This is a genomic window from Paraburkholderia sediminicola (genome assembly GCF_046027825.1).
GTDB lineage: Bacteria > Pseudomonadota > Gammaproteobacteria > Burkholderiales > Burkholderiaceae > Paraburkholderia > Paraburkholderia sediminicola_D.
In genome coordinates, this window is sequence record NZ_JAQQDU010000035.1 from 35,530 (window position 1) to 59,726 (window position 24,197).

General features: G+C 62.6%; 25 protein-coding genes, 1 other RNA gene and 1 riboswitch. Of the genes, 12 read left to right on the forward strand and 14 right to left on the reverse strand.

What is annotated here, in order from left to right; translation table 11 throughout:
• Positions 1-15: 15 nt before the first annotated feature.
• Positions 16-1,332, forward strand: a complete 1,317-nt coding sequence (locus PQQ96_RS20000) for a sulfate adenylyltransferase subunit 1 (protein ID WP_408295453.1) — start codon at positions 16-18, stop codon at positions 1,330-1,332.
• Between the two features lie 73 nt (positions 1,333-1,405).
• Positions 1,406-2,158, forward strand: a complete 753-nt coding sequence (gene cobA / locus PQQ96_RS20005) for a uroporphyrinogen-III C-methyltransferase (protein ID WP_408295456.1) — start codon at positions 1,406-1,408, stop codon at positions 2,156-2,158.
• 831 nt (positions 2,159-2,989) lie between these two features.
• On the opposite strand, the gene PQQ96_RS20010 is transcribed toward cobA, so the two are convergent.
• Genes PQQ96_RS20010 through lptF form a run of 3 tightly spaced genes read right to left on the reverse strand, consistent with a single transcriptional unit; the run spans position 2,990 to position 5,631 of the window.
• Positions 2,990-3,370: a sirohydrochlorin chelatase gene (locus tag PQQ96_RS20010; RefSeq protein WP_408295459.1), complete on the reverse strand. Its 381-nt coding sequence runs from the start codon at positions 3,368-3,370 to the stop codon at positions 2,990-2,992.
• Positions 3,371-3,381: 11 nt separating this feature from the next.
• On the reverse strand, positions 3,382-4,530 hold the full coding sequence (gene lptG / locus PQQ96_RS20015) for an LPS export ABC transporter permease LptG (protein WP_408295462.1): 1,149 nt from the start codon (positions 4,528-4,530) through the stop codon (positions 3,382-3,384).
• 3 nt (positions 4,531-4,533) lie between these two features.
• On the reverse strand, positions 4,534-5,631 hold the full coding sequence (lptF, locus tag PQQ96_RS20020; RefSeq protein ID WP_408295465.1) for an LPS export ABC transporter permease LptF: 1,098 nt from the start codon (positions 5,629-5,631) through the stop codon (positions 4,534-4,536).
• A 137-nt stretch (positions 5,632-5,768) separates the two neighbouring features.
• On the opposite strand from lptF, the gene PQQ96_RS20025 reads away from it, so the two are divergent.
• The 3 genes from PQQ96_RS20025 to PQQ96_RS20035 all read left to right on the forward strand — a co-directional run bounded on the left by PQQ96_RS20025 (position 5,769) and on the right by PQQ96_RS20035 (position 8,505).
• Positions 5,769-7,295, forward strand: a complete 1,527-nt coding sequence (locus tag PQQ96_RS20025) for a leucyl aminopeptidase (RefSeq protein WP_408295467.1) — start codon at positions 5,769-5,771, stop codon at positions 7,293-7,295.
• Positions 7,296-7,347: 52 nt separating this feature from the next.
• A complete protein-coding gene (locus PQQ96_RS20030) occupies positions 7,348-7,764 on the forward strand; it encodes a DNA polymerase III subunit chi (RefSeq protein WP_408295470.1) in 417 nt (138 codons plus the stop codon).
• Positions 7,765-7,857: 93 nt separating this feature from the next.
• A complete protein-coding gene (locus tag PQQ96_RS20035) occupies positions 7,858-8,505 on the forward strand; it encodes a DUF2486 family protein (RefSeq protein ID WP_408295473.1) in 648 nt (215 codons plus the stop codon).
• A gap of 71 nt (positions 8,506-8,576) precedes the next feature.
• Here the strand turns inward: PQQ96_RS20035 and PQQ96_RS20040 are convergent, their stop codons facing one another.
• Positions 8,577-8,918 carry a c-type cytochrome gene (locus PQQ96_RS20040; RefSeq protein ID WP_408295476.1) on the reverse strand — a complete coding sequence of 114 codons (342 nt, stop codon included), beginning with the start codon at positions 8,916-8,918 and terminating at the stop codon, positions 8,577-8,579.
• Between the two features lie 182 nt (positions 8,919-9,100).
• Complete coding sequence (gene ilvD, locus PQQ96_RS20045) at positions 9,101-10,774, reverse strand: dihydroxy-acid dehydratase (protein WP_120303515.1); 1,674 nt, start codon at positions 10,772-10,774, stop codon at positions 9,101-9,103.
• Between the two features lie 215 nt (positions 10,775-10,989).
• On the opposite strand from ilvD, the gene PQQ96_RS20050 reads away from it, so the two are divergent.
• On the forward strand, positions 10,990-11,973 hold the full coding sequence (locus PQQ96_RS20050; RefSeq protein ID WP_408295479.1) for a LysR family transcriptional regulator: 984 nt from the start codon (positions 10,990-10,992) through the stop codon (positions 11,971-11,973).
• Positions 11,974-12,106: 133 nt separating this feature from the next.
• The gene (gene lgt / locus PQQ96_RS20055; protein WP_408295482.1) at positions 12,107-13,012 is read left to right on the forward strand and encodes a prolipoprotein diacylglyceryl transferase; all 906 of its coding nucleotides are present in this window, start codon (positions 12,107-12,109) and stop codon (positions 13,010-13,012) included.
• A gap of 93 nt (positions 13,013-13,105) precedes the next feature.
• Here the strand turns inward: lgt and PQQ96_RS20060 are convergent, their stop codons facing one another.
• The 5 genes from PQQ96_RS20060 to PQQ96_RS20080 all read right to left on the reverse strand — a co-directional run bounded on the left by PQQ96_RS20060 (position 13,106) and on the right by PQQ96_RS20080 (position 15,525).
• Positions 13,106-13,837 carry an SIMPL domain-containing protein gene (locus PQQ96_RS20060; protein ID WP_408295485.1) on the reverse strand — a complete coding sequence of 244 codons (732 nt, stop codon included), beginning with the start codon at positions 13,835-13,837 and terminating at the stop codon, positions 13,106-13,108.
• Between the two features lie 197 nt (positions 13,838-14,034).
• Positions 14,035-14,493, reverse strand: coding sequence for an EVE domain-containing protein (locus PQQ96_RS20065; protein WP_408295488.1), 459 nt, complete (start codon positions 14,491-14,493; stop codon positions 14,035-14,037).
• A gap of 92 nt (positions 14,494-14,585) precedes the next feature.
• Positions 14,586-14,767, reverse strand: a non-coding RNA gene (ssrS, locus tag PQQ96_RS20070) — 6S RNA.
• A 90-nt stretch (positions 14,768-14,857) separates the two neighbouring features.
• On the reverse strand, positions 14,858-15,172 hold the full coding sequence (locus PQQ96_RS20075) for a cell division protein ZapA (protein WP_408295491.1): 315 nt from the start codon (positions 15,170-15,172) through the stop codon (positions 14,858-14,860).
• Positions 15,169-15,525 carry an ATPase gene (locus tag PQQ96_RS20080; RefSeq protein ID WP_408295493.1) on the reverse strand — a complete coding sequence of 119 codons (357 nt, stop codon included), beginning with the start codon at positions 15,523-15,525 and terminating at the stop codon, positions 15,169-15,171. The genes PQQ96_RS20075 and PQQ96_RS20080 overlap by 4 nt, the downstream gene beginning before the upstream one ends.
• Before the next feature lie 209 nt (positions 15,526-15,734).
• A riboswitch (cobalamin riboswitch) is annotated at positions 15,735-15,989 on the forward strand.
• 333 nt (positions 15,990-16,322) lie between these two features.
• Here PQQ96_RS20080 and PQQ96_RS20085 point away from each other — a divergent pair.
• The 5 genes from PQQ96_RS20085 (at position 16,323) to cobC (ending at position 20,728) form a co-directional block, all read left to right on the forward strand.
• Complete coding sequence (locus tag PQQ96_RS20085; RefSeq protein ID WP_408295496.1) at positions 16,323-17,378, forward strand: FecCD family ABC transporter permease; 1,056 nt, start codon at positions 16,323-16,325, stop codon at positions 17,376-17,378.
• Positions 17,375-18,214: an ABC transporter ATP-binding protein gene (locus PQQ96_RS20090; protein ID WP_408295499.1), complete on the forward strand. Its 840-nt coding sequence runs from the start codon at positions 17,375-17,377 to the stop codon at positions 18,212-18,214. Before PQQ96_RS20085 ends, PQQ96_RS20090 begins: the two co-directional genes overlap by 4 nt.
• Before the next feature lie 37 nt (positions 18,215-18,251).
• Positions 18,252-19,313, forward strand: a complete 1,062-nt coding sequence (gene cobT, locus PQQ96_RS20095) for a nicotinate-nucleotide--dimethylbenzimidazole phosphoribosyltransferase (protein WP_408295502.1) — start codon at positions 18,252-18,254, stop codon at positions 19,311-19,313.
• Positions 19,314-19,376: 63 nt separating this feature from the next.
• Entirely contained in the window at positions 19,377-20,153 is a 777-nt protein-coding gene (locus PQQ96_RS20100) for an adenosylcobinamide-GDP ribazoletransferase (RefSeq protein ID WP_408295505.1), read from the forward strand.
• Positions 20,138-20,728: an alpha-ribazole phosphatase gene (cobC, locus tag PQQ96_RS20105; protein WP_408295507.1), complete on the forward strand. Its 591-nt coding sequence runs from the start codon at positions 20,138-20,140 to the stop codon at positions 20,726-20,728. The genes PQQ96_RS20100 and cobC overlap by 16 nt, the downstream gene beginning before the upstream one ends.
• Positions 20,729-20,737: 9 nt before the next feature.
• Here the strand turns inward: cobC and PQQ96_RS20110 are convergent, their stop codons facing one another.
• Genes PQQ96_RS20110 through cobU form a run of 4 tightly spaced genes read right to left on the reverse strand, consistent with a single transcriptional unit; the run spans position 20,738 to position 24,165 of the window.
• Positions 20,738-21,649, reverse strand: a complete 912-nt coding sequence (locus PQQ96_RS20110) for a cobalamin-binding protein (RefSeq protein WP_408295510.1) — start codon at positions 21,647-21,649, stop codon at positions 20,738-20,740.
• Positions 21,646-22,683 (reverse strand): threonine-phosphate decarboxylase CobD, encoded by a 1,038-nt coding sequence (cobD, locus tag PQQ96_RS20115; RefSeq protein WP_408295513.1) that lies wholly within the window; start codon positions 22,681-22,683, stop codon positions 21,646-21,648. Before cobD ends, PQQ96_RS20110 begins: the two co-directional genes overlap by 4 nt.
• The gene (gene cbiB / locus PQQ96_RS20120) at positions 22,676-23,611 is read right to left on the reverse strand and encodes an adenosylcobinamide-phosphate synthase CbiB (RefSeq protein ID WP_408295516.1); all 936 of its coding nucleotides are present in this window, start codon (positions 23,609-23,611) and stop codon (positions 22,676-22,678) included. Before cbiB ends, cobD begins: the two co-directional genes overlap by 8 nt.
• Complete coding sequence (cobU, locus tag PQQ96_RS20125) at positions 23,611-24,165, reverse strand: bifunctional adenosylcobinamide kinase/adenosylcobinamide-phosphate guanylyltransferase (protein ID WP_408295519.1); 555 nt, start codon at positions 24,163-24,165, stop codon at positions 23,611-23,613. The genes cbiB and cobU overlap by 1 nt, the downstream gene beginning before the upstream one ends.
• Between the last annotated feature and the right edge of the window lie 32 nt (positions 24,166-24,197).

Here is a 24,197-nt window from a genome sequence, read left to right on the forward strand (position 1 = left end):
GAGGGCAAGACAATCATGAGCGGTATTCACCAACCAGAAGACCTCGGCGTGCTGCGTTTTATTACTGCGGGCAGCGTCGACGACGGCAAGAGCACGTTGATCGGCCGCCTGCTGTACGACAGCAAGGCAGTGCTTTCCGACCAGCTCTCGGCACTGTCGCGCGCAAAGAATAAGCGTACCGTTGGCGATGAAATCGATCTGTCGCTGCTGACGGACGGCCTCGAAGCCGAACGCGAACAGGGCATCACGATCGACGTGGCCTACCGCTATTTCGCAACGGCGAAGCGCAAGTTCATCATTGCCGACACGCCGGGGCACGAGCAATACACGCGCAACATGGTGACGGGCGCATCGACCGCGCACGCAGCGATCATCCTGGTCGACGCGACCCGTGTGACGTTCGTCGACGGCGTGGCGCAACTGCTGCCACAAACCAAGCGTCATAGCGCGATCGTGAAGCTGCTCGGCCTGCAGCACGCGATCGTCGCGATCAACAAAATGGACCTCGTCGACTACAGCGAAACGCGCTTCAACGAGATTCGCGATGCGTATGTCGAACTCGCGCGCCAACTGGGTCTGGACGATGTGCGTTTCGTGCCGGTGTCGGCACTCAAGGGCGACAACATCGTGACGGCTAGCGAAAGCATGCCGTGGTACGCCGGCGAGCCGCTGCTCGATTTGCTCGAGGCGTTGCCGGTCGATGTTCCGACGGGCCAGGCGCTGCGTTTCCCGGTGCAATGGGTCGCGCGTCAGGACGGCAGCCAGGCCGACGATTTCCGTGGCTACATGGGCCGTGTCGAAGCGGGTGAGGTCAAGGTCGGCGACACGATCGTCGTGCTGCCGGCGAACCGCGAAGCAACGGTCGCCGAGATCATTGCGCCAGTGATTGGCGGCACGGCAGCAGTGGACCGCGCGTTTGCGGGGCAAACCGTGACGATCCGTTTGGCGGAAGACGTCGACGTGTCGCGTGGCGATACCTTCGTGTTGAGCGAAGCGGCGCCGGAGCCGGCGAAGAAGCTGGAAGCCGATCTGTGCTGGTTCGACGACACGCCGCTGTCGACGCAACGCAAGTACTTGCTGAAGCAGGCCACCAACACGGTGTTCGCTCGGATCGGCGCGATCAAGGAAGTGCTCGACGTGCATACGCTGTCGCAGGCGACCGATCGCAAGGACCTGACGATGAACGACATCGGCCGCGTTTCGCTGACGTTGCAAAAGCCGCTGGTGTGCGACGTGTACGACTCGCATCAGGGCACGGGCGCATTCGTGCTGATCGATGAAGCGACGCATCACACCGTCGCGGCTGGGATGATTCGGGCGTTTTCAGCTTGAGTCGCTGAGTAGGTGACTGACGCGCTGTCGCGCTTTGGGTTTTGCACGAACCGGACGAATGGGGTTGAGGCGAATGGGTAAGGTGTATCTGATCGGTGCAGGGCCAGGGGCCGCGGATCTCATCACGGTTCGGGGCGCGCGGCTGCTTGGCATGGCGGATGTCGTGTTGCATGACGCGCTCGTCGAACCCGCGATGCTCGACTACGCGCCGTCCCACGCGCGGCGGATAGCGGTGGGCAAGCGCTGTGGGCAGTTGTCGACGGCGCAGCAGTTCATCAACAAGCAGATTGTGGATGCCGCTTTGGAGCACGACGTCGTGGTGCGTCTGAAGGGTGGCGATCCGATGTTGTTTGGGCGTGCCGATGAAGAGATGCGGGCGCTGGAAGCTGCAGGGGTTGAGTATGAGGTGGTGCCTGGGATTACGGCGGCGCTGGCTAGTGCGGCAACGTTAAAGCGGTCATTGACGCTTCGCGGTGTATCTCGCAGTGTGGCGTTGGCTACGCATAGCCGGGCGGCGGATACTGCGGCGATTCGTGAGCAGGTGAATGCTGATTCACTCGTGTTTTACATGGGGCGGGATAGTGGACCTGAGATCGCGCAGGAGTTGATTGACGCTGGGCGCGATGGGGCGACTCCGGTGGCGATCGTCGAAGCCTGTAGTACGGCTCGTGAGCGGATGCTCACGCTCACGCTTTCGGAACTCGCCTGCGGTGAGGCTCAGCAGTGGCTGGATGCTTCGCAGCCTAGTCTTCTGATGATCGGGGAGGCTTTTGCTGCTCGGCAGCGGGTCGTCCGCTCCGCGGATGGGATTTTGGTTGCGGCTTAAGGTTTGGTTTTTGCCTTCGTGGCGCTTGTTCCGTCTGTCCGCCTATGGCGTTGGCCTTTCCCTGAATTGTTAGTGGTCTATTAGTGTTGCCCCTGTGCGGGGCGGCACTTACTTTCTTTGCCGCCGCAAAGAAAGATAAGCAAAGAAAGCGGCTCGAAGCCCCTGCTTAGCGGGTCTCTCGCACAGTAACGGCAGCGGTGCATCTGGAATCTGTGTTCTCGCGCATTCAGCCCTGGTGACACGGGCGTCATACTTCCGGCGGCGCTGCGCGCGCCGACGCGTACTTCACCAACCGACCGATGCGGTTTCGCTCTCGCATTTTGATCGGCACCACGACCGCTTGTGGAACTCGCCTTCGAGATGCACGGGTGCCTCGCCGAGGCGAAGCCGATGGCTCCCACCGCGCGGAAACAAAGCCGGTGGTTTCCCACGCATACCCATCCGCGACGCACGCAGTGCGGAGTGGGAGCTGATGAGTCCTTTGTCACTATCGCTGAAGGTGCGAGGGCACGGATTCCAGATGCACCACTACCGTTACTGTGCGAGAGACCCGCTTAGCAGGGGGTTCGAGCCGCTTTCTTTTGCCTATCTTTTCTTTGCGGCGGCAAAGAAAAGTAGGTGCCGCCCCGCACAGGGGCAACGCTAATAAACCAATAAGAAATCAAGGAGAGGCCAACGCCGTAGGCAAGCAGACAACAACCACGAGCATGCAAACAATTCACGGAAAGGCCAACGCCGCAGGCACACAGACAAGCAAGCGCCGCGCCGGCAGAAAAAAGAAGAAAACACCAACACCGCGGGTGTAAAACCACCGCCCCGCGAGGAAAAAATTCAAACCTGCCGAAGGCAATACTCAGCGACAGCGTCCAACACCGCCTCATCCTCACCAACTGCCGTAGCGCACGTAATCTCAACCGCAGGATACACCCCACGACACCGCTCGATCACCTCCGGCAGATCTCTGCGAACATGCCCGCCTTGCCCAAAAAACACAGGCACAACAGTCACAACAGAACACCCGTCGGAGACAAGAGCCCCCACAGCCGTAGGCAAATCCGGCTCCATCAACTCAAGAAAGGCCAACAAAACCGGTCCAGCCTCAGCATCAGAACCGCGCGCAGCGCGAACCTTCTCTGCGAGCCTCTCAAACGGCTCGCGCCAGCGCACATCCCGCGCGCCATGCCCAAACAACACCATCCCATGCGTAGCCATAACACAGGCTCCTAATGGCGATCAACCCACTTCAATCCGACCAGACCAAGCACCAGATAAACGAGCCCCGGCGTAGCCGCGGTCAAAGGCGCGGGCCACGTATTCAACGTGCCGATATGCGAGAACAGCGTGTTGAACAACTGGAAACTCATCCCCAGCATAATCCCGCCGAAAACCTTCACACCCACCACGCCGGCGCGCGTATGCAGATACGCAAACGGCAGCGACAGCACCAGCATCACGAACACCGCGAACGGATACAGCAGCTTGCGCCACAGCGCGATTTCATACCGCTGCGTGTCCTGATGATTCTCGGTCAAATGCTGGATGTAGCGGAACAGATTGAACATCGACATCCGGTCCGGCGACACCAGCAGCACCGACAAGATCTGCGGTGTCAGTTCCGAGCGCAGCGAATACTCCGGCAACTCTACCTGCTTTGCACGGTACACCGGATTCAATGCATCGGCCGGCGTGCCCGGAGGAGGGGGGACGTCGATCAATTGGGTGTCCGTCACGCCAGTCAGCTGCCAATGACCCGGCGGCTGATACGTGCCGCTCTTCGCAATCCGCACGTTCGCGAGGCGGAACTTCGAATCGAATTCGTAAATCCGCACGTTGCTGATCGTCGCGTCCGGCTTCAATTCGCCGACGTTCACGAAGCGTGTCACCTGCTCGCCGTCCGCTCGCGCGGTGAGCGTGTCCTTTACCCAGACGCCCGACTCGAAGTTGGTCGATACCGACGACCCCAATGCCTCGAGCCGCACGCGTTCCGACAACTGATCGGTGTACGGGCCGACCACTTCGCCAATCAGGTAAGTCAGGAACACCAGCGGAATGCCGATTTTCATGAGCGAGCGCAGCGCCTGATTGGTGGCGAGGCCGGACACGCGAAAAATCGTGTACTCGGAGTTCGCCGCCATTTGCGCGAACACGTAGATCGCGCTGATCAACGCAGCGACTGGAATGATTTCGTAAAAGCGCGACGGTGTTTGCAGCGCGACGCGCAGCACCGCGTACTGGAACTTGTAGTTGCCGTGGCCGACGGAGTTCAGTTCGTTGATCAGGTCGAAGAAGAAGAACAGACCGGAAAACGCGAACAGAATAAAGACGAACGTAAGATAGATCTGACGCGCGAAGTACCTTTCATAGATGCGCATCGGTCAGGTCCCCTGCGAACGGCGGAACATCGCCCGCGTGAATAGCGGCCGGTTACGCACACGCAGCCAGAAGATGAACGCGACGATCACCGCCACGATGATGTGCAGACCCAACAGCCCAACGCCGAACGACATTTTGCCCTGCTCGACCCATGACTGCACCACGTTCAACAGATTCGAGTACGTCAGATAGATCAGGACCGCCATCACCAGATTGATCGTGCGGCTGCGCCGCGGGTTCTGGTGCGCAAGCGGAATCGCCAGCAGCATCAGGTTGATCGCGATCAGCGGCAGCCCCGCGCGCCAGACGAATTCGGCGAGGTTGTCGTCAGTGGGGTTGCGCAGGAGCGTGAGCGTAGGCAAGCCGGTGGTCGTCGGCGTATTGACGACCGGCTGGCTCTGGATCTTCAGGCCATAGCGTTCGAATTCCATGATGCGGAAATCGGGGTGCCCGGGTTCGCCGTCGTAGCGGCGGCCGTTTTCCAGCACGACGAAGCGGTCGCCGTTCTTGTGTGTTTCGGTATGGCCGGTTTTCGACACGACCACGTTGACCTTGCCGTTTTCCGTGCTGGTCACGAACACGTTCTCGACGCGCGCCTGGTCGGGCGACATCTTCTCGATGAAGAACACGCGGTGATTGACGGCCGACTCCCGGAATTGACCCGGCGCGAGCAGCGAGACTTCGTCACGCTGCTGGAAGCGCGCGCGGATCAGCTTGCTCTGCTGATTCGACCACGGCCAGCCGACGAACACGAAGAACATGATGAGAATGATGATCGGCGTGGCGAAAATACCGATCGGCTTGATGAAGCGGGTCAAGCTGACACCCGAGGCGAGCCAGACGACCATCTCGGAGTCTTTGTACCAGCGGGTCAGGACGAACAGGATCGACACGAACAGGGTCGCGACGAGCATGATGGCCACGTAGCCGATCACGGTCAGGCCGATCAGGACCAGCACGTCGCGCGGGTCGATCTCGCCCGAAGCGGCGAAGCCGACGATGCGGATCATCATCGTCGTCAGCACGAGCGTGAGCAGAACCATGAACACGGCACCAGCCGTATACGCGAGTTCGCGCTGGAGGGAGCGTTCGAAGATCATTATTGGTGATGAGAGGGGGCGCTCTCAGTGACGCACGGATTGGTTCCCGTCACGCCTCCGGTGCAGCCGCCGCGGGAAAAATAGCGGATAATTGCGGCTTTCATCCTAAGCCCAGACTTTATCCGAGGACAAGCGCGATGGACTTTAGCATAAAAGCCTGTGATTGGACCAAAGGCTCGTCAAACGGTTTCCTGACCGGAAAATCCGATTGCATCGTAATCGGCGTGTTCGAGTCGCAAACGCTCTCGGGCGCTGCGCTGGAGATCGACGCGGCCACCAAGGGCCTGCTGACCCGCATCATCAAGGCAGGCGACATGGACGGCAAGGCCGGCACCACGCTGTTCCTGCACGAAGTCTCAGGCATCGGCGCTTCGCGCGTGCTGCTGGTCGGCCTCGGCAAGCAGGATGCTTTCAGTCAGAAAGCCTACGGCGAAGCCGTGCGGGCCGCCTGGCGCGCACTGCTCGGCACCAAGATCGTCCAGGTCACCTTCACGCTCGCCCAACTGCCGATCCTCGAGCGCTCGGCCGATTGGGGCGTGCGCGCCGCGATCCTCGCGCTGCGCGAGCTGACCTACAAGTTCACGCAGATGAAGAGCAAGCCGGAGAACGGAGCGCGCGCCTTGAAGCGCATCGTGTTCAGCGTCAATACCGGCGACGAGAAGGCCGCCAAGCTGGCTGCCAAGCAGGGCGCCGCGCTTGCCAACGGCATGGACCTGACGCGCGACCTCGGCAACCTGCCGAGCAATGTCTGCACGCCGACTTACCTCGCCAACACGGCGAAGAAGCTTGCCAAAGACTGGAAGCTGAAGGTCGAAGTGCTCGGCGAGAAGCAATGCGAAGCGCTGAAGATGGGCTCGTTCCTGTCGGTCACAGCGGGCTCGGTCGAACCGGCCCAGTTCATCGTGCTGCAGTACCAGGGCGGCGCCGCGAAAGCCGCGCCGGTGGTGCTGGTCGGCAAGGGCGTCACGTTCGACACCGGCGGCATTTCGCTGAAGCCGGGCGAAGGCATGGACGAGATGAAGTACGACATGTGCGGCGCCGGTTCGGTGCTGGGCACGTTGCGCGCCGTCGCCGAAATGGGCCTGAAAATCAACGTGGTCGGCATCATCCCGGCCGTCGAGAACATGCCGTCGGCCACGGCCACCAAGCCGGGCGACATCGTCACCAGCATGAAGGGCCTGACGATCGAAGTGCTGAACACGGACGCCGAAGGCCGGCTGATCCTGTGCGACGCGCTGACCTATGCCGAGCGCTTCAAGCCGGCAGCGGTGATCGACATCGCCACGCTGACGGGCGCCTGCATCATCGCGCTGGGTCATCACAACAGCGGCCTGTTCTCGAAAGACGACGCGCTGGCGGGCGAACTGCTCGATGCCTCGCGTGAAGCTTCCGACCCGGCATGGCGCTTGCCGCTCGACGACGAGTATCAGGATCAGCTCAAGTCGAACTTTGCCGATCTCGCCAACATCGGCGGTCGTCCGGCGGGCAGCGTGACGGCAGCGTGCTTCCTGTCGCGCTTCACTGAAGCGTATCCGTGGGCCCACCTGGATATCGCGGGCACCGCATGGAAGAGCGGGGCGGCGAAGGGCGCGACCGGCCGTCCAGTGCCGTTGCTCGCGCAGTTCCTGATCGATCGGGCCGCGGACGGTCGCGCTGCACAATGACGCATTGCAGTAAGGTTGTGGGCGTAGCGGTAGACGCAAAGCGGAGCCGCCGATGACGAGAATCGATTTTCACTCGAACGTCGGCGATTCGCTGCTGTATGCGTGCCGCCTGATCCGCAAGGCGTATCAGGCGGGCCAGCCGACCATCGTGCTGGCTGAGCCCGAGCGCCTGCGGGCTTTCGACGAACAATTGTGGACGTTCTCACCACTCGACTTCGTGCCGCACTGCATGGCGGGCTCGCCGCTCGCCGCCCAAACGCCGATCGTGCTGGCGTCGAGCCTCGATGATGTGCCGCACCATCAGGTGCTGCTCAATCTCGGCGCCACGGTGCCGGCGCAGTTCGCGCGCTTCGAAAGATTGCTGGAAGTGGTCGGTAACGCACACGACGAACTCGCTGCGGGCCGCGAACGCTATCGTTTCTATCGTGATCGCGGCTATGCTTTGAACAACTACAAGCAAGGCAGCTAGGTTTCATCTCGACCGCGTCGCGTGGTGTTTTGTCATAGGGATTCGACGCGTACGCGGCCTGCTTCAGGCTGGACTCAAACACGGAGAGTGCACGTGTCCGATCCTAACGATAGTTCGATCCCGGTTCTGCACGAGATTCTCGTACCGGGCAATCCTGCCCCGGCGCATCATGCGTCGGCTACTCAGTCAGTGTCTGATCCCGGGACCGCACATGAACCGGTCCTGGTGCCGGAATCCGTGCCTGCACCGGAATCCTTGCACGCGCAGGAAGAGCCGGCGCGCACACCGCAGCCCGCGCATGGGACAGAGCACGTGCATCCGGCAGAACACGCTCACCCGAAAAAACGCGCGAGAGCGCACCACGCAGCCGATCACCGGCACGCACATGAGCCGGCCTTTGTGCCGTCAGCAGGCGTTTTCGATCGGGCTGAACCGCATGCGCCGATCGAGGCCGGCGCGACCGTGCCGCCGGATATGGCTTACGAATCACCCGCGCAGCCGCACGCGAATCTCGATGCGGATGTCATCGCCGAACGTTTGCGTGGACGGTTCGCGGGCTTTCTGACGGGCGAGGGGCGGGGCATCATCGAAGCGCGTTGCCGCGATGCGTTGCAGGATCACACGTCATGGCTCGTCAACCAGATTACGCGCGAAGTGGCGCTGGCTCTGGAGACTGAATTGACCGGCTGGGTAAAGGAAGCGGTTAATCAGGAGATCGCGCGGCGCTCGGGCAACGCCTGACCGTGGCAGAGGGCGCGTCTTTATCCAGGCGCGCTCACCCCTTTCGCCAAGCGGCGTTCAATTGAGCGTCATCATTTGAGTGTCATCACCCAGCTCGCCAGCGTAGCCGCCTGATCGGGGGTGAGCTGTGTATTTGCGGGCATCGGCACTGAGCCCCACACCCCCGTGCTGCCATCCAGAATCTTGTGCTTCAGATAGCTGGCGGCATCTTCGCGGCCGGCGTATTTCGCGGCGACGTCATGCAGCGCCGGCCCCATGAAGGGACGCGTCACCGCGTGACAACTCATGCAGTTCTGCTGCTGGGCAAGCACGAGGCCGGCGGGGGTCTCCGCGTGTGCCGCCGGACTGCCGGCGCCTAACGCAACGCTCAGCACGCCGGCCGCTGCAAGCGCTGCATACGACATTGATTTCATTCTGGTCTCCGTCGGTGCAGGTGCCCGACTCGTGGTGCACGCATTATAAAAGGAAAGGGGCGCACGGTTTCCCGTGCGCCCCTTTGCGCTTTTACGTAGCTTATGCAACTTACGTGGCTTCGAACCGTGCTACGGGTTCGCCCCGGAGAACCGGGGCGAATCAGCGTGCGCCCAAAGTGCGCTTAGCCCGTTACCGCGCCCTTGTTGGCCGGCAGTGCCAACGCGGAGTACTTCGCCAGTACGCCGCGCGTGTAACGCGGCTTCGGTTGCTGCCATGCCGCGCGGCGGCGTTGCAGTTCGGCGTCGTCGATGTTCAGTTGCAGGAGCAGCTTGTGCGCGTCGATCGTAATCGAGTCGCCTTCCTGCACGAACGCGATCGTGCCGCCCACGAACGCTTCCGGCGCGACGTGACCGACCACCATGCCCCACGTGCCGCCCGAGAAGCGGCCGTCGGTGATGAGGCCGACGGTTTCGCCGAGCCCCTTGCCGATGATCGCCGACGTCGGCGCGAGCATTTCCGGCATGCCAGGGCCGCCCTTCGGGCCGAGGTAACGCAGCACGACGACGTCGCCGGCGACGATCTTGTCGGCCAGAATGGCTTCCAGCGCACTTTGCTCGTCGTCGAACACCCGCGCCGGGCCGGTGATGACCGGGTTCTTCAGTCCGGTGATCTTGGCGACCGCGCCGTCAACGGCCAGGTTGCCCTTGAGGATCGCCAGGTGGCCTTCCTTGTACAGCGCCTGCTCGATCGGGAAGATCACCTGCTGGTCGGCGCGCGGCTTGCTCGGCACGTCTTTCAGTTCTTCAGCGATCGTCTTGCCGGTGATCGTGATGCAATCCCCGTGCAGGAGACCTGCGTCGAGCAGAATCTTCATGACTTGCGGAATGCCGCCGGCCTTGTGCAGATCGGTCGCCACGAACTGGCCCGACGGCTTCAGGTTGCAGATCACTGGCACCTTCTTGCGCATGCGCTCGAAGTCTTCGATGGTCCATTCCACTTCAGCCGCGTGCGCGATGGCGAGGAAGTGCAGCACCGCATTGGTCGAGCCGCCCGTGGCCATGAGCACGGCCACCGCGTTTTCGATCGACTTTTTGGTGACGATATCGCGCGGCTTCAGGTCTTTCTTGACCGCTTCGACCAGCACGCGTGCCGATTCGGCCGCCGAGTCGACCTTTTCCTGGTCCGGATTGGCCATCGTCGACGAATACAGCAGCGACATGCCCAGCGCTTCGAACGACGAGCTCATCGTGTTGGCGGTGTACATGCCGCCGCACGAACCCGTAGACGGGCACGCGTTCTTTTCGACCCCTTCGAAATCTTCCTGCGACATCCGGCCGGCCGTGAATTCGCCCACTGCTTCGAACGACGACACGATGGTCAGGTCGGTGCCCTTCCAGTTGCCCGGACGGATCGTGCCGCCATACACGTAGATGCTTGGCACGTTTGTTCGCAACATGCCGATCATGCCGCCCGGCATGTTCTTGTCGCAGCCGCCGATCACGACCACGCCGTCCATCCACTGACCTTGCACGCACGTCTCGATACAGTCGGCGATGACTTCGCGTGACACGAGCGAATACTTCATGCCTTCGGTGCCCATCGACATGCCGTCCGAAATCGTCGGCGTGCCGAAGATCTGCGGATTCGCGTCGGCGCCCTTGACCGCGGCGACGGCCGCGTCGGCCAGACGCTGCAGGCCCGCGTTACACGGCGTGATGGTCGAGTGGCCGTTGGCGATGCCGATCATCGGCTTGTCGAAATCTTCTTTCTGATAGCCAAGTGCGTAGTACATCGAGCGGTTCGGTGAACGCGCCACGCCTTGCGTGATGTTCTTCGAACGACGGTTGTATGCCATGGGGAACTCCGATCTGTTTTGTTTTGATCCGTGCTGCGTGTTTGCCGCCCAGTGGGTGCGGCAGGCGCTGCGCCGACGTCGCCAATGCACTTGCCGGCAGGTACGACGGCGCTTCAGTCCAGTTTAGTTCCGACGCGTCGCACAAGGATGCAGTTTTGCTAAGCGCGTGTCCAATATATTATTCAGGCTCGATTAGGTCGTAAAATGTATCAATCATGCTGCCTGCTATCCCTGACCTGCGCCAGTTGCGCTATTTCGTGACCGTCGCCGAAGAAAAGCACTTCGGACGGGCGGCGGCGCGCCTTTCCATGACGCAGCCGCCGTTGTCGCAGGCCATCCGCGCGCTGGAGGCGACGCTCGGCGTGGCGCTGTTCGCACGCACCAAGCGCTCGGTCGAACTGACCTCGGTGGGCGCCGATTTGCTGCCGGAAGTACAGCGCCTGCTGGCGAGTGCCGAGGGGTTGCGGCCGCTCGCGCAGAGCGTCGCGCGAGGCGAGGCGGGGGCGTTATCGCTGGCTTTCGTCTCAACGGCTGATTACGGCCTGCTGCCGCCGTTACTGCGCGATTTCGGCGCCCGCCATCCACGGGTGCGCCTCGAATTGACCGAGGCCACCAGCGACGTGCAGGTCGACGAACTCGTGGCCGGTCGCATCGATGCGGGCCTCGTGATCGCGCCTCTACCGTCACGCCATGCCACCCAGCTCTCGTGGCTGCCGATCGCCCGCGAGCCGCTGGTGATCGCAATGTCGACGGAAACGGCGGCGCGCGTGGGCAGCGCCGCGGGGTCCAAGGCAGACCCGCGCGCCGAGTGGCTGGACACGCCGATTAGCCTGCGCGATGTCGCCGACGAGGCGCTCGTGATCTTCCCAAGACGTTTGGCGCCAAGCTTTTATGACATGATTATGGATTGCTACGGCATGGCGGGCCTCGCACCCCGGGTCGGCCAGGAGGCGATCCAGATGCAGACGATCGTGAGCCTCGTGTCGGCCGGAATCGGCGTCGCACTGGTGCCGCAATCGTTGCGTAACCTGCGCCGCACGGGGGTTGTGTACCGGTCGCTCGCCGGATCGGTGCCGGCGATCGAGACGGGGCTGGTCTGGCGCACGGCGGAGGTGAGTCCGGTGCTGGCCGGCTTCATCGAGATCGTGCGCGTCCATGCGGCCACCATCGAGACGCAGTTCGCGGCGCCTTGCGTTTAGACTCGACGCTGCCGCGAACGCATTGCAAGCCGAACCGTCCAACGCATGCGCCGCAGGGTGCGCAAACCGCTGGCTGTTACCTGAAAACCGACTAGAAATCCGCTTCTGAACCTGAACTGCCCATAACAACACGATGCTCATTCACCCGAATTTCGACCCCGTTGCCATTCATCTGGGGCCGCTCGCTGTGCGCTGGTATGGACTGATGTACCTCGTCGCCTTCATCGCGGCGATCGTTGTCGGCCGGCTGCGGCTGCGTTTGCCGTATGTCGCCGCGCAAGGCTGGACCGCCAAAGACATCGACGACATGCTGTTCTACGGCGTGCTCGGTACGATTTTCGGTGGCCGGCTCGGCTACGTGCTGTTCTACAAGGCAAGCTTTTACTTCGCGCATCCGCTCGACATCTTCAAGGTGTGGGAAGGCGGCATGTCGTTTCACGGCGGCTTTCTCGGCGTGACGCTGGCGATGGTGCTGTTCGCGTATCAGCGCAAACGCTCGTGGCTGCAGGTCACCGATTTCGTCGCGCCGATGGTGCCCACGGGGCTCGCGGCAGGACGCCTCGGCAACTTCATCAATGGCGAGTTGTGGGGCCGTGTGACCGATCCGACGGCGCCGTGGGCGATGCTCTTTCCAGGCGCCGCGCCGGACGACGCCGCATGGCTCACCACGCATCCGCAACTGGCCGCGCAATGGCATCTGAACGAAGTGTTCGCGCAATATCACATGCTGCCGCGTCATCCGTCGGAGTTGTATGAGATTGCGCTCGAAGGCGTGGCGCTGTTCTTCGTGCTGTTCTTCTTCTCGCGCAAACCGAAGCCGATGGGCGCCATTTCCGCTGTGTTCCTGATCGGCTACGGGCTGGCCCGCTTCACGGTGGAATTCGCACGTGAGCCGGACGACTTCCTGGGCCTGCTCGCCATGGGTCTCTCAATGGGTCAATGGCTCTCGCTGCCCATGATCCTCGTTGGTATCGGGCTGCTGGTGTGGTCCTATCGCCGCGCGCGGCGCGAACCGGTGCAGGCGGCCGGCGCGAACTGAGCGCTACGCTTTATCGTAGTGAGCAGCCAATGAAAAAAGCCACGGCATGCCGTGGCTTTTTCCTTTACAGCATGACGTCTAGCGTAAAACGCGTTACTTCATCTGCACCGAGCCCGACACGTTGACAGTCACGGTCGACGTACCGCCTTCAATCGGTACCGGCGCGGATGCCTTCGCATCGGCACCCATTGCACGCGCGCTCATCATCATCATCGGACGCGGCATGACGCCGTTGTGACCGACGTTGACTTCACGAATCGAATAGCCGCTGTAGCCGAACGCTTGCGCCGACGAAGCCGCTTGCTCGCGGAACGACTTGATGGCCTCGCCCGTGAGCTTCTGCTCCGCAGTACGCTGCGCTTCCGGCGACAGCGAGAATTGCACGTTGCCGACCTGCATGATCGATGCCATCTGGCCTGCGAGCTTCGACGCCGCGGCGAAGTCGTGCGATTCGAGCACAACTTCGGTACGACCACGCCATGCGGAAATGCGGCCGTCACGATCGGTGGACGGGTAGATCGAGAAGGAACCGGTGCGAGCCGTGACACCGTTCACACCCTTGGCTTTTTCCAAAGCGGCATCGGCACGCTGATTCAGCGTCGAGGTAAGCGCGGACGGATCATTCGCTTCCTGCTCGTAGAACAGCGTGATGTCGACAACGTCTTGCGGCACTTCAGCGCTTGCCTGCGCATTCAGCGAGAGCACGCCCGCGGGCTGATACTGCGCTACGCTCTGCGCGCGGGCCATGGTCGGTGTCAGCGCGAGCGCGACAGGGGCGGCGCATACGAGAGCGAGAGCGAGTGCACGTGCGGTGTTTTTCGTCATTCTTGGACTCCTTGCTTGAACAGGTTGTGCACGATTGGTGCGAACGTCATGCATTGGCACAACGTTTGCGAGTCCGTTAGGCGCTTGTAACCTGGGCTTGGTTCCCTAATTTGACGTTTCTTCAAGCTTTGCCTTCATCCGCAGGCAGCATTGCGCATGATTGCATGCGACAGTGGGTCGCATGTGCGTATGCAACGTCAAACGAGACGCCTGGTGATGAAGCGCCATTCGGCTTCAGTGACCGGCGTGATCGACAGGCGGTTGCCTCTGGCGAGCACGCGCATGTCCTTCAATTCCTCATGCTCGCGCAGCGCGGCAAGCGGAATCAACGGGACCTTCTTCTTGAACGCCACATCGACGAGCAGCCAGCGCGGCGTTTCCTGCGACGACTTCGGGTCGTAGTAGGGGCTCTTCTTGTCGAATTGAGTTGGGTCGGGATAGGCGGTGGACGATACTTCCGCGAGTCCCGCAATGCCCGGCTCAGGACAACTCGAGTGATAGAACAGCACGCCGTCGCCGACCTGCATCATGTCGCGCATGAAGTTGCGCGCCTGATAGTTGCGCACGCCCGTCCACGGCAACGTGTGTTGTGACGCCTGGGCGAGATGGTCGATGCTTGCTTCGTCCGGTTCGGACTTCATTAGCCAGTAGCGCATGAATCGAATTGAACGTTAAGGGGTTGATGCAGCAAGAAAAATCGAGGCCCAAAGAAAAACGGCACCGAACCGAAGTCCGATGCCGTTTTGAATAGGTCCCCGCCTTAGCCGCTAGGCCGGCATCCTGAACCGGGGGTTCAGAATTGGTCGCAGTTAGCAGCACTTCGGGTACATCAGACAGAGTGACGCGCACACCCGTGCTACAAATTTCCACAACCGTGCACATGGCATTGGTTCAAGGAATATATGACCTTGGCGAACCAGGCAGGGAAGTCAAACCGATTGGATTCAACCGTTTGCGTGAGTCTTCGCTCATGCATTTCGCTTGAATCCGCAGCCGGTCTCAGGACCGGCCACTAGATACTTACTGCACGCTGTACTGCTGAATCACAGTACCCAGTTGTTCGTTCATTTGATGCATTGTACGCCGGATTTCTTCTGCGGGAAATGCTTCTCCGTGTCGCACGCTCGATTGCAGCTTAAGCAGTTCCGATGCCAGCGACAGCGCGGCCATGACGGCAATGCGATCCGTGCCGCGTACGTTGCTGTTGTTGCGGATCTTCGACATCTCGGCGTCGACGCGTGCAACCGCTTCAAGCAGCGCGCCTTCAGTTTCCGGCGAGCAGGCGAGGCGATAGGGCACGCCGAGAATCGATACTTCGATCTGCTTGGTGGTCATGCATTTTCTCCATGGCGGGTGACGTCGCTCTCCGCTTCGACCTCATGCGGCGCGGCCTCGAGCAGATCGAGCTGATTGTCTGGCTCGCTATGCGCGCGAGCCCGCGGCAGCTTTTCGAGGATCGCATTCAGGCGTACCTGTGCGTCGTCGATCTTTGCCGACAGCGTGTCGCGTTCCGCCTGCAGTGCATCGCGCTCTTCGCGCATCAACGCGAGTTCAGTGCGCGTGGCCTCTGCTTCGGCACGCGCTTGGGCGAGCTGATCTTCGAGCGCGAGCCGCGCTTCATTGTGGCGTTGGCTGATCGCGATCAGCTTGCCGATATTTTGTGAAAGTGTTTCGAGTTCGGTGAGCATCTGCTGCGTCCTCTAAAGACATCGCATTTTAGCGCGGAATGCCGCAGGTTCCGACAATTGTCTCGTTTCGAGACGTAACAACATCGCTTTGTGCAGGCTTTTATCGACCTTATGATGAAAAACGACTCGTGCATCGGACAATAACCTGCACATAACAGAACAGATTGCGCACGGATTAACCATTCTTGACGGAGCCGAAGGCCGCTCCTAAACTGGCCGCACTCTGGTGCCCGCGCGCGCTTGTCCACCGTGCACGCAGTTAAACGGGAAGCAGGGCGCGCCGTTTGCCTGAGCGCGCGAACCTGAGTTGCCCCCGCAACGGTAAGCGACCGCATTTGTCATGCAGGTCGATTCTGATCGCGTGTTTGAAGCTGAACCCGCGAGTGTGCCACCGCGCGTGACGCGTGGGAAGGCGCGATCGATGTGCCGCCAGCCCGAATATCGGCTACGGGGAGCGGGTCGTCCCAGCGCAAACGTAAAAACGTAAAATAGCGCGGGTGCTTATGCGGGTGCCTCGCCGGTGCCTCCGCTGGTGCCTCATTACGCATCGGCCGGCGGGGAGGCGGGCCGGGCACGCTATCCACAGGAATATCATCCCATGCAGTCCCCCTCGCTCGTGTGGCGTTGCTCGCCTCTGCGAGGCTGCCGCGAAGGCGTGGTACGTGGCCGCGCGAATCCCGAACCTGTTAAACAAGAACTATGAAACGGCCTAATCGTATAACTCGCCGCGACGTGGTGCGTCTGTCGCGGCTGGTTGGCAGCAGCAGTGACGAATGTACTTGCATGAGAAGGCACCGATGAACCGCAGCTCAAGCCCGATGCCCACGACTACGCTGCGCGTGATGAGTGCGAAGCGCGCAGCCGCGATCTGGCTCGCGCTCGCGGGCATCGCGCTGGCTGTGCTGATGGCGTCGCTCGCGCTGGGCAGCGTGTCGCTCGCGCCTGCGCACGTGTTGGCGGCGCTGCTGCCTTCGCATGCGTCGCATGTCGAGTCCGCCGATCTGGCCGGCGAGATCGTGCGCAAGCTGCGCTTGCCGCGCGCGGTGGCCGGTTTCGCTTGCGGCGCGTTGCTTGCGCTGGCGGGTGCGCTGCTGCAAGTGCTGTTGCGCAATCCGTTGGCCGAACCTTACGTGTTAGGTGTGTCGGGAGGTGCGGCGACGTTCGCGCTGGTCGCGATGATCGCCGGTTGCGCGTGGTGGATCGTCGATGCCAGCGCGTTCGCAGGCGCCTTCGTGTCGATCCTGCTGGTGCTCGGCCTCGCTCGTCGCGAGTTGTGGCGAGGCGAGCCGCAAGATACATCGCCACGTTTGCTGCTGACCGGCGCGGTGATCGCGGCCGGCTGGGGCGCGGTTATTACGTTGCTGCTCAACCTCGCGCCAGACAGTCGTCTGCGCGGCATGCTGTTCTGGCTGACCGGCGATCTGAATGGCGGCGCGATGCCGTGGACCGCGCTCGCCGCGCTATTCGTTGTGCTAGTGGCAATCGTGCCTGCAGCGCCGCGTCTGAATGTGCTGCTGCGGGGCGACGCCGCCGCGCAGGCGCTCGGCGTCGCTGTGATGCCGCTGCGTTTGCGCGTGTATCTGGTGGCGTCGCTGGCGGCCGCCGCGGCGGTGACCACGGCAGGCACCATCGGTTTTGTCGGGCTCGTGGTGCCACATATGTTGCGGCTCGCGTTCGGCAACGATCAGCGCATGCTGCTGCCCGCTGCGGCGCTTGGTGGCGGTGTCGCGGTGATGGGCGCGGATCTGATTGCGCGTACCGTGATTGCACCGGGGCAATTGCCCGTCGGTGTCATTACATCGATCGTCGGCGTGCCGGTGTTTTTGTGGATGCTGTTGCGCAGGCGCCGATGATGAACGCACACAACGTTCCGCATCCTGCGCTCAGCGCGCAACGCCTCACCTTACGTGTGGGCATGCGCACCTTGCTCGACGCGTTCACGCATACGTTCTATGCCGGCGAGATCTGGTGTATCGCCGGCCCCAACGGTGCGGGCAAGACGACCTTGCTATCCACCCTCGCCGGTCTGGCGCAACCGTCGACGGGGCATGTCGAACTCGACGGTGTGCGTCTCGCCGACTGGCAGCCGTTGCCGCTCGCGCAGCGTCGCGCGCTGATGCCGCAAAGCGCAGCGGACGCTTTCAGCGCGAGCGTGCTCGATATCGTGATGCTGAACCGCTTTCCACATCTGACCGGCTGGGGGTGGGAGGGCGAGGCCGATCGCGCTGCCGCGCATGCCGCATTGGATGGTTTGGGTCTCACCGCATTCGCTGCGCGCGATGTGCTGTCGCTTTCCGGCGGCGAACGTCAACGCGTCGCGCTGGCGGCGGTGTTGTGCCAGGAGGCGCCGTTGCTGCTGCTCGACGAACCGCTCTCGCATCTGGATCTGCACCACCAGATCGACTGTCTGGAAGCGCTGACCGCCTGGACGCGCGAGCCTCGGCGTACAGTGATGTTTTCGTGCCATGACCTGAACCTCGCGCGCCGCTTTGCGACGCACGCGTTGCTGCTCGACGGCAACGGCGGAGCGTATGCTGGACCGGTGCACGATGTGCTAACGCCTACGCTGACGAGCCGCGCATTCGGCTATCCGCTGATTCTGATTCGCGACGGTGAGCATGAGGCGTTGATTCCCGCGCCGCGCTCGCGTCACGAATCGACTACCGCTGATGACACAACGGCAGGCTAAGCGCTTTATAAAAACATTCTCTCTTCTAGAAACGTCTATGACCTCTTTGCCAGGTTTGCCGGGATTGACCGAAGTCGAACCGCTCGATCAAACGCTGCGTGCCGAACTGCAACACATCATCGATACCAAGACCAAGCCGCCCGGCAGTCTTGGGCGGCTCGAGACGCTCGCGCGCCAGATGGGGTTGATCCAGCGTACGACGCACCCCACGGTTGAACGTCCAGCGATGATCGTGTTCGCAGGCGACCACGGTATTGCGCAGGAAGGCGTGAGCCCTTATCCGCAAGCGGTGACCGCGCAAATGGCCGCTAACTTTCTCGCGGGCGGCGCGGCGATCAACGCTTTGAGCCGCGTGTCGGGCGTCGAGCTCGAAGTAGTTAACTCAGGCATTGCGACGCCGCTGCCATCGACTGACGGTCTCATCGACATTCCAGTTGCGGCCGGCACGCGCAACTTCGCGCGTGAACCCGCGATGACGCACGAACAGGCGGTTGCCGCGATGCAGGCGGGTGCGGCTCGCGTGCGGTATCACGCGTCGCTCGGCACCAACGTGATCGGCTTCGGCGAGATGGGCATTGCGAATACGTCGTCGGCCGCGTGTCTGATGAGCCGCCTGTGCGGCGTGCCGATCGACGAATGCGTCGGCCGCGGTACGGGTCTCGACAACGCGGGTCTCGCGAAAAAGCGCAACGTACTCGCGTCGGCGCTCGCGCATCACGCTGTGTCCAACGATCCGCTCACGGTGCTCGCCACGTTCGGTGGTTTCGAAATTGCCATGATGACGGGCGCGTATCTCGCTGCCGCGCAGGCCCGCATGACGATCCTTATCGACGGTTTCATCGCGACCGCGGCATTGCTGGTAGCCGATGCATTCGCACCGAACGTGCGCGAGTATTGTGTGTTCGCGCATGCGTCGAACGAGGCGGGGCATCGGCGCATGCTCGATCATTTCGGCGCACTGCCGTTACTTTCGCTCGATATGCGTCTCGGCGAAGGCACCGGCGCGGCGCTTGCAGTGCCGCTGCTGCGCGCGGCGGTGGCGTTCGTCAACGAAATGGCGAGCTTCGAATCGGCCGGCGTCGCGAATCGCGATGCTTGAGCCGTTATACGAAGCGCTGTTACACGAGGCGCCGTCATACAGAAACGTGTATTCGGCTTACTCATGAACCCGCTCGCGGAGCTGCGCTATTTCTTCACGGCGCTCAGCTATTTCACACGCGTGCCGGTGCCGCGTTGGGTCGGCTATGAGCCGCACTATCTGAATGCGGCGGCGCGTTATTTTCCGCTCGTCGGTCTATTGATCGGCGGATTGAGCGCGCTGGTCTATCTCGCGGCGTTGCACGTCTTTCCACCCGGCGTAGCGGTGCTGCTGTCGATGGCCGTGTCGCTTCTCGTGACCGGCGCGTTTCACGAGGACGGCCTCGCCGATTGCGTCGATGCGTTCGGTGGCGCCTATACGCGCGAGGACGTGTTGCGCATCATGCATGATTCGCGCATCGGTGCTTTCGGCGCCATCGCGCTCGTGATCGCGCTAGCACTGAAGTGGCAAACGCTCTCCGCGTTGCCGCCGATGCGAGCCGCAAGTCTGATGATTGCCGCGCATGCGGCGAGCCGCGTGTTTGCGATCAGCTATCTGGCCACGCTCGACTATGTGCGCGCCGAAGGCAAGGCCAAACCGGTCGCGCAGCGCTTGAGCGGTCCCGCGTTGCTGTGCGCCGCGGTGTTCGGTTTGCCGTTGTTGCTCTGGCCGAACGGGCTGGATTCGCCGAATTGGCGCTTCGCCTGCGTGACGTTCGCGGTATTGATGGCACTGCGCTTTGCATTGGGCCGCTATTTCGTCAGACGCATCGGTGGCTACACCGGCGATTGCCTCGGCTTCGCGCAACAGATCTTTGAACTGAGCATCTACCTCGTGGGGCTCGCATGGATATCGTCCTGATCCGTCATCCGGCCGTCGCGCTCGATTCGGGCGTGTGCTACGGCCACAGCGACGTGGCGCTCGCCGAGGACGCCGAGATATCGGCAAGTGCCCTCGCATTGAAACTGGCCACCTTGCAGGTACCGCCGCCGCGTGTGTTGATGTCGAGTCCGTTGACACGTTGCGCGACGCTGGCGGCCGTCATGGCGAACGATTTCGGCTGTGCGCTTAGTCATGACGATCGGCTGAAAGAGATGGACTTCGGTGATTGGGAGCAGCAGCGCTGGGACGCGATCGATCGAGAGCTGCTCGACGAGTGGGCGGCCAACTTCGAACACGCGCGTGCGCACGGCGGCGAGAGCGTCGCGCAATTCGTCGCGCGGGTGCGGGCGTGGTTCGACGCGTTCGCGCAGACGCGCGAATTGTCGCCGGCGTATGTCGTCACGCATGCCGGTGTCATGCGGGTGATCGCTTCGCTGGTGCTGGACGTCCCGCTGGAACGTAGTCTACGGTGGTCGCTGGAGATGGCCGGGGTGGTGTGGTTGCGCAGGGATGATGAGGCGCAGCAGTGGGCGCTGGTGAGGTGGAATGCGTGAGGGCTTGCGTCACGGCGCGCCGCTTTTCCTCCGCGAACGCGCCAGATCCAGGTCTTCGCACATCTGCTTCGCCCCTTGCGCAATACGCGGCGCCGGCCGGTTGATCAGATCGCCGTCGATGGCGAACAGATTGTTGTTCGCCACCGCCTTCAGACTCGGCCATGTGCGCCATGTATTGAGTTTCGGCAGGGTTGTGTCCGGTTTGGTCGCGCCGGGCGCGGCGGTGAAGATCGCTTCCGGGTTTGCTGCGAGCACTGCTTCGGTTGAAACGGTCGGCACCAGCGGTTCGAGTTTCGCAAACACATTGCGGCCGCCGCATAGCGCAATCACATCGCTGACCATATGTTCGCCGTTGAGCGTCATCAACGGTTGATCCCACACCTGATAGAACACACTGACAGGCGGCCGGTTCGCATACTGCGTGCGCAACTGTGCGATGTCCCGGCGATATGCTGCCGCCGCTGCGTCGGCGGTCGAGGAGGTGCCGAGCAATTGCCCGAGCTTCGTCAGCGACACGGCAACATCCTCGAGATGATGCGGTTCGCTAAAGAATAGCGGCACGTGCATCTCGCGCAGGCGATCAAGCTGGCGCTGTGCATTGCCATGCCGCCACACGACAATCAGATCGGGTTTTAACGCGACGATCCGTTCGAGGTCGAGCGCCTTGTTGTCGCCAACGCGTGGCAGTTGTTTCGCTTCAGCCGGATAGTCGCTATAGGACACAGCGCCGACCATTTTCGCGCCACCGCCCGCGGCATACAGCAGTTCGGTGACATGCGGCGCGAGACTGATGACGCGCTGTGCGGGCGCAGCCAGTGTGACTGTTGCGCCGCTGTCGTCAGTGACGGTGATCGCGGCGTACGCATGCGCCGCGATCATGAAAAGTGCTAGGGCGATGGAGAACTGTGAGCGTCGAATCATCGAATAGCCTCGCGCAAACTCGCCTCGAAGCGTGCCCATTCCGCGTCGCTTGCAGGCAGCCCGAAACGCACACTGCCCGAGGCCGTGAAGAGCCGTGTCCACACGCCGCGTTGCGCCAATGCTTCATGCAAAGCGGCGGCGCGCGCATCGTGGGTCCACGCGAAGAGCGGCGTGCTCTGGGTGGCGAGACCTTGTGCATGCAACAGATTCACCAGACGCGCGCTTTCGGCAGCGAGCCGCGTACGCATCTGCTGTTGCCACAAGTCGTCTTCGAACGCGGCTTTGACGGCATGGCGGGCCGGCCCGCTGACCGTCCACGCCCCGAGCGTACGACGCAATGCGTCGAGCCGGGCTGGCGCACCGAGTACGAAGCCCGCGCGCACGCCGGCGAGCCCGAAGAATTTCCCCGGCGAACGTAACACGATCAACCCATCGAGATGGGTGCTGGCCGCGAGTGACGCCGAGGGCATCGTATCGGCGAAAGCCTCGTCGACCAGCAGCGTGCCACCGCGCGAGGTGAGTTGCGCATGCCAGTGCAGCAGCTTGCCGGCGCTCAGATGCTCCGCGGTCGGATTGTTAGGATTCACGACGACCACATGGGTGAGTGCGTCGGGCAAGATGTCCCAGGACACATCCAGTGGCACGATTTCGTGTGCTGCTCGTTCGAATGCGGGCACGTATTCGCTGTACGTGAGCGGTGCGATGCCAACCCGGGCCCGCGGCAGCAGCGCGGGCAGCGCGCGAATCGCCGCCTGGCTTCCCGCGACGGGTAGGACATGCGCGGCGTCGGGCGCGCCGTAGTAACGCGCGGCGCAGGCGGCGAAACCGTCACCGTCGTCGGGCAGGCGGCGCCACGCTTCGGCGGGAACCGGGGGCACCGGGTAGCCATGCGGATTGATACCCGTCGACAGGTCGAGCCATTGCGCGTACGGAATACCGTAGCGCTCAGCCGCTTCGTGCAGATTGCCGCCGTGGACCACGGTGTCGTGCGCGGTGCCGCTATCAGCCCCGTGACCAGCCATTCGATCAACCATGAAAGGGCACACTCAGCAAAGCCAGCACGATCAGGACCGCCAGCCAGAGAATGACTGTGCGTTCCACCAGCATCAACGCCGCGGTGACATGACTGGCCTTCGCGGGGTGTCCGAAACCTAGCGTCGGCCGGTGTTCGAGCGTGCCGTGATAAACCGCGGGGCCGCCGATCAACACGTTCAGACTACCCGCGCCTGAAGCCATCACCGGCCCGGCGTTCGGACTATCCCATCGGGGAGCCTGTTCGCGCCAGCAATGCAGCGCGGTACGCGTGTCGCCGAGCAACGCGTAGCTGGCCGCGGTGAGGCGCGCGGGAATCCAGTTGAGCACGTCGTCGATGCGCGCGGCGGCCCAGCCGAAGCGCAAATAGCGCGGCGTGCGGTAGCCCCACATGGCATCGAGCGTGTTGGCCAGACGAAACCCCAGCGCGCCCGGACCGCCCGCGATCGCGAACCAGAACAGTGCGCCGAAGATCGCATCGTTGCCGTTTTCGAGTGCCGATTCGACGGCCGCGCGCGACAGTGCCGCTTCGTCGGCGTGAGCCGTTTCGCGCGATACGATGCGCGCGGTCAGCAAACGCGCTTGCGCGAGATCGCGTTGCGTCAATGCCTGCGCGATCGGCGCAATATGATCGTGCAGGCTGCGTGCGCCGAGGGCGAACCACAGCAACACGACATGGACCGCGCAGGCTGCAAAAAACGGGAGTATGGCGACGAGCCACCAGGCGATCAGCACCGGCGGCATGACGGCGAGCGACCACGCGAGCAGCCCCTTGAGCCGCAAGCGCCGCCCGGTGTTGTAGCGTTTTTCGAGGCGAATCGCCCATTTGCCGAAGCCGACCAGCGGATGCACGGTGCGCGGCTCGCCGAGCCAGCGGTCGACGGCGACGCCTGCCGTTGCCAGGGTAACGATCAGAGGAAGCGAGAGCATCACGCGCGGCCTGCTGTTTTCAAGGCGAGCGGCAAGCCCGCGATCATCATCGTGACCTGGGTGCTCAACGCGGCGATGCGCTGATTGAGTCGACCGAGTTCGTCGACATAGAGCCGTGTTTCCGCGCCGAGCGGCACCACGCCCAGCCCGATCTCATTGCTGACCACGATGATCTTGCCTCGGGCGTTGATGAGCGCTGCTTCGAAAGCAGCGAAATGCGCGTGATAGTGATCGACCGGCAAGCCGTCACCGTCGGGTGGACACAGCAGGTTGGCGAGCCATAGCGTCAGGCAGTCGATCAGAATGCAGCGGCCGGGCGCGTCGATTTGCGTCACGGCGGCGGCGAGATCGACGTCCGCTTCGTGCAACTGCCAATGCGCCGGACGCCGCTCGCGATGATGCGCGATACGCGCGCTGAATTCGGCGTCGTCGGCCGTGCGCGCGGTGGCGATGTACGTGACGGGCAGGGCGCTGTCGTTCGCCAGTTGTTCGGCGTGCACGCTCTTGCCCGAACGGGCGCCGCCGAGAACGAAGGTGAGGTCGCGGGGAATCATCGCGTGATTGTACCGGCGTGCAGCGCGCGCCG

Coding starts and splice junctions, on each gene's coding strand:
- PQQ96_RS20000 (WP_408295453.1), top strand. CDS start 16: ATGAGCGGTATTCACCAACCAGAAGACCTCGGCGTGCTGCGTTTTATT.
- cobA (WP_408295456.1), top strand. CDS start 1,406: ATGGGTAAGGTGTATCTGATCGGTGCAGGGCCAGGGGCCGCGGATCTC.
- PQQ96_RS20010 (WP_408295459.1), bottom strand. CDS start 3,370: ATGGCTACGCATGGGATGGTGTTGTTTGGGCATGGCGCGCGGGATGTG.
- lptG (WP_408295462.1), bottom strand. CDS start 4,530: ATGCGCATCTATGAAAGGTACTTCGCGCGTCAGATCTATCTTACGTTC.
- lptF (WP_408295465.1), bottom strand. CDS start 5,631: ATGATCTTCGAACGCTCCCTCCAGCGCGAACTCGCGTATACGGCTGGT.
- PQQ96_RS20025 (WP_408295467.1), top strand. CDS start 5,769: ATGGACTTTAGCATAAAAGCCTGTGATTGGACCAAAGGCTCGTCAAAC.
- PQQ96_RS20030 (WP_408295470.1), top strand. CDS start 7,348: ATGACGAGAATCGATTTTCACTCGAACGTCGGCGATTCGCTGCTGTAT.
- PQQ96_RS20040 (WP_408295476.1), bottom strand. CDS start 8,918: ATGAAATCAATGTCGTATGCAGCGCTTGCAGCGGCCGGCGTGCTGAGC.
- ilvD (WP_120303515.1), bottom strand. CDS start 10,774: ATGGCATACAACCGTCGTTCGAAGAACATCACGCAAGGCGTGGCGCGT.
- PQQ96_RS20050 (WP_408295479.1), top strand. CDS start 10,990: ATGCTGCCTGCTATCCCTGACCTGCGCCAGTTGCGCTATTTCGTGACC.
- lgt (WP_408295482.1), top strand. CDS start 12,107: ATGCTCATTCACCCGAATTTCGACCCCGTTGCCATTCATCTGGGGCCG.
- PQQ96_RS20060 (WP_408295485.1), bottom strand. CDS start 13,837: ATGACGAAAAACACCGCACGTGCACTCGCTCTCGCTCTCGTATGCGCC.
- PQQ96_RS20065 (WP_408295488.1), bottom strand. CDS start 14,493: ATGCGCTACTGGCTAATGAAGTCCGAACCGGACGAAGCAAGCATCGAC.
- PQQ96_RS20075 (WP_408295491.1), bottom strand. CDS start 15,172: ATGACCACCAAGCAGATCGAAGTATCGATTCTCGGCGTGCCCTATCGC.
- PQQ96_RS20080 (WP_408295493.1), bottom strand. CDS start 15,525: ATGCTCACCGAACTCGAAACACTTTCACAAAATATCGGCAAGCTGATC.
- PQQ96_RS20085 (WP_408295496.1), top strand. CDS start 16,323: ATGAACCGCAGCTCAAGCCCGATGCCCACGACTACGCTGCGCGTGATG.
- PQQ96_RS20090 (WP_408295499.1), top strand. CDS start 17,375: ATGATGAACGCACACAACGTTCCGCATCCTGCGCTCAGCGCGCAACGC.
- cobT (WP_408295502.1), top strand. CDS start 18,252: ATGACCTCTTTGCCAGGTTTGCCGGGATTGACCGAAGTCGAACCGCTC.
- PQQ96_RS20100 (WP_408295505.1), top strand. CDS start 19,377: ATGAACCCGCTCGCGGAGCTGCGCTATTTCTTCACGGCGCTCAGCTAT.
- cobC (WP_408295507.1), top strand. CDS start 20,138: ATGGATATCGTCCTGATCCGTCATCCGGCCGTCGCGCTCGATTCGGGC.
- PQQ96_RS20110 (WP_408295510.1), bottom strand. CDS start 21,649: ATGATTCGACGCTCACAGTTCTCCATCGCCCTAGCACTTTTCATGATC.
- cobD (WP_408295513.1), bottom strand. CDS start 22,683: ATGGTTGATCGAATGGCTGGTCACGGGGCTGATAGCGGCACCGCGCAC.
- cbiB (WP_408295516.1), bottom strand. CDS start 23,611: ATGCTCTCGCTTCCTCTGATCGTTACCCTGGCAACGGCAGGCGTCGCC.
- cobU (WP_408295519.1), bottom strand. CDS start 24,165: ATGATTCCCCGCGACCTCACCTTCGTTCTCGGCGGCGCCCGTTCGGGC.